General features: G+C 49.7%; 10 protein-coding genes. 9 read left to right on the plus strand and 1 reads right to left on the minus strand.

The genetic code is table 11. The annotated features are described in order from the left end of the window. Positions 1-6: 6 nt before the first annotated feature. The 8 genes from MKY87_RS27575 to MKY87_RS27610 all read left to right on the plus strand — a co-directional run bounded on the left by MKY87_RS27575 (position 7) and on the right by MKY87_RS27610 (position 10,057). On the plus strand, positions 7-555 hold the full coding sequence (locus MKY87_RS27575) for a WXG100 family type VII secretion target (RefSeq protein WP_017689072.1): 549 nt from the start codon (positions 7-9) through the stop codon (positions 553-555). A 187-nt stretch (positions 556-742) separates the two neighbouring features. After that, positions 743-1,018 carry a WXG100 family type VII secretion target gene (locus MKY87_RS27580; RefSeq protein ID WP_017689071.1) on the plus strand — a complete coding sequence of 92 codons (276 nt, stop codon included), beginning with the start codon at positions 743-745 and terminating at the stop codon, positions 1,016-1,018. Positions 1,019-1,176: 158 nt separating this feature from the next. Next, positions 1,177-3,252: a hypothetical protein gene (locus tag MKY87_RS27585; protein WP_340966959.1), complete on the plus strand. Its 2,076-nt coding sequence runs from the start codon at positions 1,177-1,179 to the stop codon at positions 3,250-3,252. A 39-nt stretch (positions 3,253-3,291) separates the two neighbouring features. After that, on the plus strand, positions 3,292-4,044 hold the full coding sequence (locus tag MKY87_RS27590) for a vWA domain-containing protein (protein ID WP_076330724.1): 753 nt from the start codon (positions 3,292-3,294) through the stop codon (positions 4,042-4,044). 10 nt (positions 4,045-4,054) lie between these two features. Beyond that, a complete protein-coding gene (locus MKY87_RS27595) occupies positions 4,055-4,897 on the plus strand; it encodes a protein phosphatase 2C domain-containing protein (RefSeq protein WP_338593902.1) in 843 nt (280 codons plus the stop codon). A 222-nt stretch (positions 4,898-5,119) separates the two neighbouring features. Further along, positions 5,120-5,926: an SDR family oxidoreductase gene (locus MKY87_RS27600; protein WP_017689067.1), complete on the plus strand. Its 807-nt coding sequence runs from the start codon at positions 5,120-5,122 to the stop codon at positions 5,924-5,926. 144 nt (positions 5,927-6,070) lie between these two features. Continuing rightward, positions 6,071-8,590, plus strand: a complete 2,520-nt coding sequence (gene hrpB, locus MKY87_RS27605; RefSeq protein WP_340966961.1) for an ATP-dependent helicase HrpB — start codon at positions 6,071-6,073, stop codon at positions 8,588-8,590. An 864-nt stretch (positions 8,591-9,454) separates the two neighbouring features. Beyond that, complete coding sequence (locus MKY87_RS27610) at positions 9,455-10,057, plus strand: general stress protein (protein ID WP_091031760.1); 603 nt, start codon at positions 9,455-9,457, stop codon at positions 10,055-10,057. Positions 10,058-10,234: 177 nt separating this feature from the next. On the opposite strand, the gene MKY87_RS27615 is transcribed toward MKY87_RS27610, so the two are convergent. Then, complete coding sequence (locus MKY87_RS27615; RefSeq protein ID WP_340966963.1) at positions 10,235-10,627, minus strand: YidH family protein; 393 nt, start codon at positions 10,625-10,627, stop codon at positions 10,235-10,237. Positions 10,628-10,699: 72 nt separating this feature from the next. Between MKY87_RS27615 and MKY87_RS27620 the strand changes: the two genes are divergently transcribed. Next, positions 10,700-11,848 carry an acyltransferase gene (locus MKY87_RS27620; RefSeq protein WP_340966964.1) on the plus strand — a complete coding sequence of 383 codons (1,149 nt, stop codon included), beginning with the start codon at positions 10,700-10,702 and terminating at the stop codon, positions 11,846-11,848. Positions 11,849-12,047 lie beyond the last annotated feature (199 nt).

The following is a 12,047-nucleotide window of genomic DNA, read 5'->3' on the forward strand; positions in this document are numbered from 1 at the left end:
TGGTAAATGCGCATTCGTGTGGAACCGGATGTGCTTCGGGCACTGAGCAAGCAGATTCAGTATGCAGCGGAGCAAATACAGCAAAAGATGACAGTGTTGGATCAGGCGATTCATTCGCTGGAGTGGGAGGTTGAATCCCGCGCAGCGGTGATGAATGAATGGAATCACAGTAAACGACTGGGCGAGGATGCGCTGCGTCGATTAATGGACTTAAGCGTACAGCTGGGACGCAAAGCGTTGTTATTCCAGCAGGCAGACATGGAGTATCGTTCCGTGCTGAGTCATGTGAACACAGCCTATGGTAATGCGGTCAATATGCTGAATGTTCTTCAGAACAATCGTACAGGAGAAATCATGCCTGCACATTCTGCAACTGTAGCTGTAGTATCCGATCCCCTTTCCGCAATGGCGGCCGTATATCGTGTACAGGATGCCGCTCCGCCTGATGGCTCCCCGGCTACATTAGTCCAGGCTATGCAGCCTGAGCCTGTAGCTTGGAGATTCACAGATCCTTCCTTTCGGGGAAGAAGAGGGACCGAGCCTGTGGTTTCCTGAACAGGGTGAATAAAAGTAACAGCAGAAAGTGAATCTTTTTTTTGTAAATAGGCTGTTAGGAGAAGTTTCAAGTGCTGAAAATGGGGTAAATAGGATTAGGTCCTTCGGCTTTTGTCCGATCGATCCTGGTATAGTACAATTTGAACAAGTAAAAATTTAATTGCACAAACCAAGGAGGAATTTACCAATGGCAGGACGTATTTTAGTTACCCCAGAGCAGCTTGATCAGGTTTCCAACCAATTTAAACAAAGCGGTGAGCAAAGTCAGCAAATCGTATCTACATTGACTCAATCCATCACAAGCATGGAAGGACAATGGGAAGGTATGACAAAGCAACGCTTCTTCCAGGAGTTCCAAGAAGCTAGCAAACAAATGCAATCATTCGTTCAAACGCTGAACAGCATCAGCGCTGAACTTACAGCTATTGCTAACAAATTCCGTACAGCTGACCAAGCTCGTTAATCTGCTTTACATAGATCAGGCCGATGTGAAGTCTGAATTCGCCCTGAATTATAGGTGGATAGCAAGCTGAAGATGTACAACTACAGCAAAAACCGGGCGTTGTCACAACACCCGGTTTTTGCTGCAACTATGACACTAGGACAGAGAGAGGGATAAGCATGTCTTTTCAACCAAATCCCGGGGATGAAGTGGTGATTAACGACATTGCCTATACGATTGGGCAACATCCGGCTGCGCCGGGTCTGGCTTATGCCCAAGCCGGAAGGCAGGGGATTGTTTATCAGTTGTTACCCCGAAATGGTTCCCTTCATGGGGCCAAAGCACTAAAAGTCTTTTTTCCTAAATTCCGTATTCCGGCTATGGTATATCAGTCTGAGCATATGGAGTCTTATAGTGAACTGCCAGGTTTGCAGGTATGCAAGCGTGATGTGCTCACTCCGGAAAGAAACGGAGCGCTCATTGGAAAACATCCCGATCTGTTATATGCGGTGTTGATGCCATGGGTGCAAGGTCAGACCTGGTTCGATGTGATTAGTGATCAGAGACAGTTGACGGCTGAGGAAAGCCTGAAGCTGGCCAGAGCGCTTGCTGGAACGGGTTCGGCTATGGAACAACGTGGACTGGCTCATTGTGATATGTCCGCTCCCAATGTAATGATTCCGTTTTTTTCCGAAGTGGAGAACCTGGGGAAGACGTCTGCGGTAGAACTTGTGGATGTCGAGCAGATGTACGGTTCCAAGATGGATCGTCCGGATGCCCTGCTTGCCGGGTCGCCCGGTTATGCAGCCCATCGAACAGTGCACAGCGGTTTGTGGAGTTCATATGCTGACCGATTTGCCGGAGCTGTTATCATTGCTGAAATGTTAAGTTGGTCGGACCCCGTGATTGTAGAGAAAGCATGGGGCGAAAGTTATTTTGACCAGCATGAAATGCAAACGGTAAGTGAACGGTATTATGCGATGCGGGAGTCCCTCGAGAAACGTTGGGGTTCCAAACTGTCCGATCTGTTCATTCGAGCTTGGGAAAGTCACGATCTGAGCAGCTGTCCGACGTTTGGCGAGTGGTATGTTGCATTGGCTGCGGTAGACGTGGATCAGGCCAATGCGGCTGCTGCTGTGACGTCGGAAGAAGAAGCTGCCAATTCGTCCGAAGCTGACGAGAAACTGAAAAAGAGCTCAGAACCAGTAAGTGAGCCAGTGAATACGCAAGATGGGAACATTCCTCAAACGCCACACTCTCCCGATCAGGAAGCGGTTGTGAACCGTCTGTTCCTGCAAGCAAGATCCTTGGAGGATGAAGATAAACCGGCTGCAGCATTGGAAGTGTACCGTTCGCTTTATCATTTCATTCCTCATAACAGCGCGATGCAGATGGAAGTCGAGGCTGCAATTAAGGAACTGGATGCCAAGCTTAATCCAAAAGAAGACACAGACAAGCCTGTACATGTGCCATTCTACAGATCCAAAAAGTTCATGATTTCCTCCGCTGTGCTTATTGTATTGCTGGCAGGTGGCGTGCCAACGGTCAAAATACTCGCCGATCAGGCAGAGGTGAAGCAGAAAGAACAGCAGGAAGCCACACGACTGGCAGATATCAAAGTTGCGGAAGAGGCTGAAGCTGCAAAGGCAGCTGGGCTCAAACAGCAGGAAGAGCAGGAGAAGAAAAAGGCCGCAGAGGCTGCGAAACTGGATGCAGAGGAAAAGAAAAAGCTCGCTGAAGCCAAGCAGAAGGAAGCGGAAGCAAAGAAAAAAGAAGAAGAACGCAAGGCGCTACAGGCCAAGTACGACAAACAGGCGAAATATGAGGCCTATCTGGTGAAGCAGGAACAGCAGAAAAAAGAAGCCGCCAAGAGAGCGCAGCAAGAGAAGTACGATAAACAGGCAAAATATGAAGCTTATCTGGTCTGGAAAAAAGAGAATGATGCCAAGCTTGCAAGACAGGAAGCGGAGCGTAAAGCGGCTGCTGAAGTTAAACGTCAACAGGAGATTGCTCAGAAAGCCGCGCTCAAGAAAAAACGAGCCCAGAATGTAGTCACGCTGATTGCTCATTACAATAAAACGTATAACGCACAAAAAGGCAGAAAGATTGAAAATGCGGAAGCGTATGCCCGTGATTTCAAAAATCTATATAATACCGATGCTGCTTATTTCAAAGGGGTCGGTAAAGTGGCAGCTCGAATGAGTGCCATTAACAAATTCCTGAGCAACACCAGTTATACGTTGCCCAACTTATAAAATAACACGTGAATGAATGACGGAGGTGACTCACCCTAGATGAACTACACGATTCAAGCATCACAGCGTACACCTGCACTTATCATATATTTAATTGATATTAGCGCCTCCATGAATATGGTTCTGGAAAATCGTCGACGGATTGACGTCGTCTATGATGCCTTATCTCTTGCGATCCGCCAAATGGTATTTCGCTCTACCAAGGGTAATCGTCTGACACCTCGCTATCGTATAGCCATATTGGCATACAGCGATGATGTATATGACTTGTTAAACGGTATCAAAGGAATTGACGAGATCGCTGCAGTTGGTTCTCTGCCTGACTTGACACCGAAACGGTTTTCGGATTCTGCGAAGGCTTTCTTGCAGGCTGAAAAGATTCTGCAGGCCGAAATTCCGAATATGCAGGATTGTCCTGCACCACTTGTGTGCCATATGACCGATGGGGTAGCCACAGGTGAAGATCCCGAGCCCATTGCGAAAAGAATCATGGGCATGAGTGTACCTGATGGCAATGTGCTGGTGGAGAATATTTTTATATCCGATCATCTGCTGGAAGGGCCAATTGCTGAACCTAGAAGATGGAAGGGAATCTCTTCGGAAACGAATCTACAGGATGAACATGGAGAGAAGCTGCGGAATATGTCATCCGTCCTGCCCGAAAGTTATCGGGAAATGCTTGTTGAAGCTGATTATTTGCTTGCACCCGGTGCACTCATGATGCTGCCAGGTACATGTGCAGAATTGGTATCAATCGGGTTCCAGATGTCCGCTGCTACGCCTGTGAGATAGGAGGGGAATCATGAGAGCGATGCGTTTGGCAACATTGTCTGCTGGAGATAAGGGGGGCCATGCCGAGCAACGGCATGGCAACTTTCGCTATGTGAGTGTACAGACGGGAGAACAGCCACTAACCCGCTATCAGGGCACAATTAAGTGCAGATATGGTTACGGCAGAGCGGCTGAGACGGTACATCAGGGAGATACCGGACAGGACTTTGCTGCGGTACGTATGAAAGGAAATGTCTGCAATTTTGTATTGTGTGATGGGGTAGGCATGAGTTATCTGGGTGATTTTGCAGCGCGTTTTCTGGGGAATGCCTTACTGGATTGGCTGGAAACGACGCAGAATCCGACGGAGGATGCCGTGGAGCGTCTTCTTCATGACCTGACCCTTCCGGCATCCGAGCAACTGGAGAAATTACAGCCACTGGAAAGTTCCCCTTTGCTGCTGCGTGAAGTGTTGATGGAAAAGCGAAGTCGGGGCAGTCAAGCCATGTATGTATGTGGACGGATTGAGCTTACGGGAGGCGGTCGCAAAAGTCGGGTGTGGCTTGCGTGGCAAGGAGATTCGCGCATTCGTCTGTGGCGTAATGGCCAGGAACAGTCTGAATTATTTCAGACTCACTGCAAGACAAATGAGCGTTGGTCTACACTTGAAGGACCTGTTGGTGGTAAGCCGCACATCTACGAGATGAAAGGATCCGCAGGAGATTCATTACGTCTTCAGTTATATACGGATGGATTAAATGATCTGGATGCCATTCAAGCCTATGTCCCGGATGAACACATTCAGGTACTGCTGGATGCCACACATACCGGCGGTCTTGAAGATGATGCCGCTTTCATTGAGCTGGAATGGTGAGTGCCAGTTACAAAGTTGTGGACCGATCCTGATGTTGCTGTGACGTTGGTGTTGATCAACGGTGAAAAAACTTGCTGGTGTTGATTTAAAAGACACTCTTTTTGGGTAATCTTGTGAAGAATTGATTTTAAGTGCGTGTTCAAAAAGGTCGGTTTTCAGTACCAATGATGAGCTTGAACGTACATTCTTACATAATTGCTAATCAAAGGAGTGGAATGGATAATGACACAACATAACGGCAAGTCACGTTTCCAAGGCAAGGTTGCGATTATTACCGGAGCAGGCTCCGGGATTGGGAAAGCCACTGCGGTCAAGCTGGCTAAAGAGGGTGCACATGTTGCATTGTTTGATCTGGTGAATGATCGGATCTCGGAAACGGAAGCAGAGATTAATGCGCTGCACCCTGGTGCGGCAAGAGCATTTGATGTAGACATTTCCGACCCGGCACGTGTGGAAAAGGCTGTGCTGGAAACCGTTGAGTTATTCGGCGGTTTGGATATTGTTTTTGCCAATGCGGGCATTAACGGTGTATCGGCACCCATTGAGGAGATTCAGGTTGAAGATTGGCAGCAGATTATTACAACCAACCTGAATGGAACATTTTTCACCATTAAGTATGCATTGCCTCACGTGAAAAAACGGGGTGGAGGCAGTATCATCATCACGAGTTCGATTAATGGCAATCAACGCTTCTCAAGCTTTGGCATGTCGGCGTACAGCACGTCCAAGGCAGGGCAGGTTGCTTTTGCGAAGATGGCTGCGCTGGAGCTGGCGAAGTTCAAGATACGTGTAAACGTGATCTGCCCAGGAGCGATTGCGACAAATATCGATCAAAGTACGGTCAAAACGGATGATCTGCAACAGATCATTATTCCGATGGAGTTCCCGGAAGGACAGCAACCACTTGCGGACGGGCCGGGTCAGCCGGAACATGTTGCCGATCTGGTGAGTTTCCTCGCATCGTCCGAATCCAGACATATTACCGGAGCAGAGATCGTCATTGATGGTGCCGAGTCATTGCTCAGTTAAGGGAGCGTTCTGAATAATTTTCATGTTGGTTAAATAAGTGTGTCTGCGATAGTCGTTCCTTTGGAACGGCTTTTTTTGTTATAATGCTAACATTCGATTAAAGATACTGAAGAGCATTAGGGTACATTCACTAGGAGCGATCATATGCATATAGAGTTACCAATACAAGAGATTATTCCTGAGTTAAAACAGTTATTTCGGGATCAAGATACAGGTGTGTTAATTGCAGAGCCGGGGGCGGGAAAAACAACTGTTGTACCGCTGGCTTTGTTGGACGAGCCATGGGTTGAGGGACGGAAAATCATAATGCTGGAACCCCGAAGGTTGGCCGCCCGTTCGGCTGCATCGAGACTGGCGGCTACGCTTGGGGAAAAAGCGGGTCAGACTGTAGGATACCGCGTACGCATGGATACCCGGGTGAGTCAGGGGACACGCATTGAAGTTGTCACGGAAGGGGTATTGACCCGGATGTTGCAGCAGGACCAGGGGCTTGAGGATACGGCGATGATTATATTCGATGAATTCCATGAGCGTCACCTACACGGGGACTTGGGTTTGGCTCTGGCATTGGAATCCCGAGCGATGTTACGTCCAGATCTGAAATTGCTGGTGATGTCGGCTACCCTTGATCCTGTTCCCGTCTGTGGGTTGCTTGGCGAAGGCACAGGATCAATACATTGTCCGGGGCGCACGTTTCCGGTGGAAACACGATATGTGCCGAGACCAGCAGCCATGCCGCTGGAACAATTCACGGCTCAGACGGTGACGAGGGCATTAGCCGAACAGGAGGGGGACGTGCTTGTTTTCCTTCCTGGCGCAAGAGAGATACACCGTACAGAGCGAGAGTTATTAAACAGTTCTCTTCCTGCGCATGTGAAAGTTCATTCCCTGTATGGCAGTATGCCGGTGGAACAACAGGATGAGGCCATACGCCCGGCGGCTGAGGGCTCACGCAAAGTTGTGTTGTCCACCTCCATTGCGGAATCGAGTCTCACACTCGCTGGAGTTAAGATTGTGGTGGATGCGGGGCTGAGCCGAGCATCGGCATTCTCGCCGCGCACGGGCATGAGCCGGCTTGTTACCCTGCCAGTGTCCAAGGCGTCAGCCGACCAACGGCGGGGTCGTGCGGGGCGAATTGCCCCGGGGGTGTGTTACCGGCTATGGAGCGAAGAGGTTCATGGGGGGCTGCCTGAGGCAGCTCGCCCGGAGATCACCTCCGCGGATCTTGCGCCGCTGGCGCTGGAGCTTGCCGTCTGGGGTGTCCAGTCCCCAGCAGAGCTGCAATGGCTGGACACCCCGCCTGACGCCGCCTACGGCCAGGCACAGGCTCTGCTGCGCCAGCTGGGCGGCCTGGACGACGCAGGCCGCATCACGCCCTTCGGGCGGCGGATGAACACGCTTGGCGTGCATCCGCGACTGGCCAGCATGTTGCTCCGCGCGGCGGAGCTTGGGCTGGCCAGCTACGCCAGCATGCTGGCGGCACTGCTGCAGGAGCCTGCGGGCCTCCGCAGCAGTGGCAGTGCAGGCGCGGGCACGGACCTCCGCCCGCGCGTAGAGGCGCTGCTGACCGCTGACAGCAGCGGCATGCCGCAAGCGGCAGCAGCTGTCGCAGACGGCGCGGCCGTGCGGCGCATGCTCCAGGAGAGCCGCCAGCTGCGCTCGGCGCTCGGCCCGGCGGCCGATCCGGTGCGGCCGGATGAGGACAGCTGCGGATTGCTGCTGTCCTTCGCCTATCCGGACCGGATCGGGCAACGCCGGGAGGACGGCCGCTATCTGCTGAGCAGCGGCCGCGGCGTACGGCTCGCAGCGACAGAATCGCTGAGCCGTTCAGCGTATCTGGTCGCAGCCGAGGCAGACGACCAGGGCGCAGATGCGCGCATCCTGCTGGCTGCGCCGTTGCAGGAGCAGACATTGTTGCAGGCAGGTCAGCACTTGCTGCACAATGAAGTGCAAGTGGCATGGGATTCCAATACCCGCAGCGTGCGCGCACATAAGAGACTTCATATTGGAGCCCTTGTGATTAAAGAGAGCAGTATTGCACAGCCACCTGAAGATCAGGTGCTGGAAGCACTGTTAACCGGAATACGAATGGAAGGGCTGGATTGTCTGCCCTGGACAAAAACATCCAGACAACTTGCGGACAGGCTGCGGTTCCTGCATCTCCATCTACCTGATTGGCCCGACCTGATCGAAGATGATCTGACCGAAGAGCTGGAAGAACATCTTACCCCTTATCTGACAGGCATGCGATCGGCAGCCGACCTGAAGAGATTGTCGATGCAGGATGTATTACTGGGTGGATTGAGCTGGACGCAACGACAACAACTGGACGATGAGGCTCCGACGCATATACAGGTGCCCAGTGGTTCACGTATTCCGGTGGACTACAGCCGTCCAGAGGCCCCTGCTTTAGCGGTGAGATTACAGGAGATGTTTGGACAACAGGAGACACCGCGTATAGCTGGTGGGCGAGTCCCGTTGACCATCCACTTGTTATCGCCAGCTCAGCGACCTGTACAGGTTACACGAGACTTGGCCAATTTCTGGCGAGAGACGTACTTTGACGTCAAAAAAGATCTGAAAGGTCGTTATCCGAAGCATTACTGGCCGGATAATCCACTTGAAGCGGTCGCCACAAATCGGGCCAAGCCACGGGGGAAATAGATGAATTATTTCGTTTTTCAAATATCAACGATTTGGTTCCCAAAGGGCGCGTTATCAGGGTTAGACTTTGTTGAACAACAGTCAGTTTTGTAGCTGATCGAATCATTCTCTGTCTTAAAGAATCACCTTGAACCAGGACGTGTCTCCGAACTCGCTAACGTGCATCTTCTACTATCTTTTCGCTCCATGTTACGTCACTTTGCCTTTTCGTCCCATGCTGCGTCACTTTCCCTTGACGTGCCCCGGCACGCCTGCTGAAAACTTCCGGCATGGAAGGAGAATTCGGCAAATCTTCTTTTTTGAGGTTGAAGGCACACTCCAGAGCGTATCTTCAAACCTGCCGAGGCCGAAGCGTAACTGGAGGTGCCTGGGGAGCTGAACATGGAGCAGAACCATGGAGCGGAGCGCTAACGAACTTGTGACGTCTTATTCAGCGATGTGAAGCGCCGCAGCGATCTAAGGAATCTGAAACACCTTATATCTGAATAACCAGCTGTTTACAACGGGTTTGTCAGGTGATTTTGGTAAATAACGTGTCTCATGTTCCTTACAAACTTAAATGAAGACCCGAAGGCTAAATAAGACGTCCTCGGTTCCTTAGAAAATCGTCTGGGACAATCCGTCAGGATCAGCCACCCTGTACTTCAAGATGTTCTGGACGCCGATGTCCTTCCGCGTAAGAGTATGCCTGACAACGTATCACATGCCTGAGTTTGAATGCACAACCTGATGAGGATTAAAAAGGAATGAATCTCAGCAATTTTTTACTATCAACACATAGTATATTGACTTGCAAACGTTTAAAAGAAACTTAGGCGGGTAATAACATAGCGAACCACTCAATAATATGAGGAGGGATTCACTATGCAGAAGAAAATCGTAGGTGTGTTTAATACAGAACGTGAAGCATCGCAGGCTATCGAGGGTCTGAAAGCACAAGGATTCACTTCAGACGAAATCTCCGTTGTTACACAAGATCGGGACGAACTGAAGGCAATTCGGGAAGAGACAGGTACCAAAGCCCCTGAGGGCGTGGCTGCTGGTGCAGCAACAGGTGGTGTACTTGGTGGCGTAGCCGGTCTGCTCGCAGGTATCGGTGCACTGGCCATACCCGGCATAGGACCCATCCTGGCCGCAGGCCCCATTGCAGCAGCATTTACCGGTGCAGCCGTGGGTGCAGGAGCTGGCGGATTGGTGGGTGGTCTGGTCGGTCTCGGTATTCCGGAAGAGGACGCTAAACAGTATGAGGAGTATGTACAGAATGGCAAAATTCTGCTACTCGTAGATTCCACCGATCGGGACACCGATGTGTACGATGTGTTTAGCAGCAACAGCCAACTTAATCGGGACAGAACGCAAGTTCATGGCGCAGATGTACCTGCTGAACGTCCGGATCTGGATATGGAAGAACGCAGATTGGAAGCCCAAAACAAGGCAGCGCGATTCGGTAACAATACATTCCTGTAATCTTGCCGCGAATTTAATCGATATGAAATAAAACCCAATGACTTATTATCTGCAAAATGGAATGACATATATGATCCACCAGATGGTCATTAGCCGGTTTCCTTAAGGGAAGCCGGCTTTTGTCCCTGTGTTGCATATGGGTGCGTGTCAATAATGGCAGATGGTGTTTTTACCCAGTCAAGCCGGGAATAACAATACATATAACAGTACAGCCAAAGCGAGTCCAATCACCAGTAGCATCATGGTAAGAAACCGGATCAATCCGGTCGATGCCTGAAACGTCTGTTCATTGATTTGTGTACGCTTCCGATGATACGCTGCTGCCGAATACACAATGATGGATATGCCGCCAATCAGAGAAGTGATACCGGTAATAATCGCCGCAATATGTGCAAGCCGATCATACGCCGACGAATTGAAACCAAATCCGGCAGCAAGAAAGCCGATGCCCGCCATGGCAATACCGGTGCGTACCCAGGCCAGAAAAGTTCGCTCGTTAGCCAGATGTTGCTGGACATACTTGGAATCGGTAGTGGTTACGTCTTTGTCTATTAGTGAAATGTTAATCAACTCCGTTCATTAAATCTACGGCTTCATTGTACTTTGTTTTTATCGCAAAACCAAGAAAGGATGGCTGAATGTATGCCTCGCAAAGAACGAATTACAGAAATAGAGAGCTTAAGGGGAATTGCCTTTGGAGCGGTGGTTCTTCAGCATTCCATCGCACATTACTCTTTGGTCCCGGAGACGAGACTGGAGGATGGTGTGTTACTGGCCATACTGCTGATGCTCTCCAAATTTGCAGTTCCTTTATTCATATTCATAACAGGTATGGTGCTGTTTTATAACACGGGAGACAAGCTGCATTATGGCCAGTTCATGAGAAAAAGAGTAAACGACGTCATCGTGCCTTATCTGATCTGGTCACTCATTTATTTTACACTTGCACCGCGGGGCTGGACCGGATTTGGATGGAATGACATCCCGGACCTAGGCTTGAAGTTGATTACTGGCAAAACGACTTCACACTTTTGGTACATTATTATGCTGATCCAGTTTTATCTGTTATTTCCGCTCTTCTTGCGTGCAATTCGTTATGTATATAACCGATATGAGGCCAAGGGGCGTATGATCGCATTATTGATTTCTGGTGTAGTGTATCTTGTACTTGCGGATCAATTAAGAAACATCGCCAAGTTCATGGAATGGCTGAATATCCCGGTGCTGACAGATGCTTTTACAACGTATGCAGACCGCAATTTCCTCTATTTCTTTTTTTATTTTGTACTTGGTGCAGCAGCGGGGTTATCCGTCCAGCATTGGAATGAATGGATTCATCGATTGCGCTGGATATACTGGACAGTGTTTATTGTTCTGGGTCTGCGGTTTACTTATTTATTAATGCTGGAGTTTCAGAAGCCGGAGGGAATCAAAATTACGTTCTATACGGTCAGCCTGATCCGCCCGGATATGGCACTCTTTCTGATAGCCTCTATTATGGTCATGTACCAGCTGGCCGGAAAACTGCATAACCTCAGAGTTACACGACTGCTGGGATGGATTGGTGGTGTATCGTATGGCGGTTATCTGATGCATATGTTGATGCTGCGGTATAGCTACATTCCGGATGAATTGTTTTACGTTGCTATGGGCTGGAACCCTGTCGTTCGGATGATCATCACCTGGTTGTTGGCTCTTACATTATCCTGTGTAGTGACATGGCTTATCTCTCGTGTAAGCTGGGGCAAATGGATTGTGGGAATCGTACCGAAGTCTGTTCGTGATAAATGAATCCATCAACATATGAAAAATTCATAATAGATCACCACAGCCGCACAGAAGTGTACGGGAGTACGAGAGTAAACGAACACAAGATACAGGAGCACAGGTAGTACAGCTTTTACAGCTTGTGCACAGTCTTTCTTATTATTAAAATTCGATCTCACGACTCCCTGAGCCCTGAAATAAACAACTTTTGAATCAATTTCAT

This window comes from Paenibacillus sp. FSL R7-0198, assembly GCF_038000415.1.
GTDB lineage: Bacteria > Bacillota > Bacilli > Paenibacillales > Paenibacillaceae > Paenibacillus.

What these genes read in the sequence shown, in the direction of transcription:
- MKY87_RS27590 (WP_076330724.1), top strand. Translation starts at nt 3,292, where the DNA reads ATGAACTACACGATTCAAGCATCACAGCGTACACCTGCACTTATCATA.
- hrpB (WP_340966961.1), top strand. Translation starts at nt 6,071, where the DNA reads ATGCATATAGAGTTACCAATACAAGAGATTATTCCTGAGTTAAAACAG.
- MKY87_RS27620 (WP_340966964.1), top strand. Translation starts at nt 10,700, where the DNA reads ATGCCTCGCAAAGAACGAATTACAGAAATAGAGAGCTTAAGGGGAATT.
- MKY87_RS27575 (WP_017689072.1), top strand. Translation starts at nt 7, where the DNA reads ATGCGCATTCGTGTGGAACCGGATGTGCTTCGGGCACTGAGCAAGCAG.
- MKY87_RS27585 (WP_340966959.1), top strand. Translation starts at nt 1,177, where the DNA reads ATGTCTTTTCAACCAAATCCCGGGGATGAAGTGGTGATTAACGACATT.
- MKY87_RS27580 (WP_017689071.1), top strand. Translation starts at nt 743, where the DNA reads ATGGCAGGACGTATTTTAGTTACCCCAGAGCAGCTTGATCAGGTTTCC.
- MKY87_RS27600 (WP_017689067.1), top strand. Translation starts at nt 5,120, where the DNA reads ATGACACAACATAACGGCAAGTCACGTTTCCAAGGCAAGGTTGCGATT.
- MKY87_RS27595 (WP_338593902.1), top strand. Translation starts at nt 4,055, where the DNA reads ATGAGAGCGATGCGTTTGGCAACATTGTCTGCTGGAGATAAGGGGGGC.
- MKY87_RS27610 (WP_091031760.1), top strand. Translation starts at nt 9,455, where the DNA reads ATGCAGAAGAAAATCGTAGGTGTGTTTAATACAGAACGTGAAGCATCG.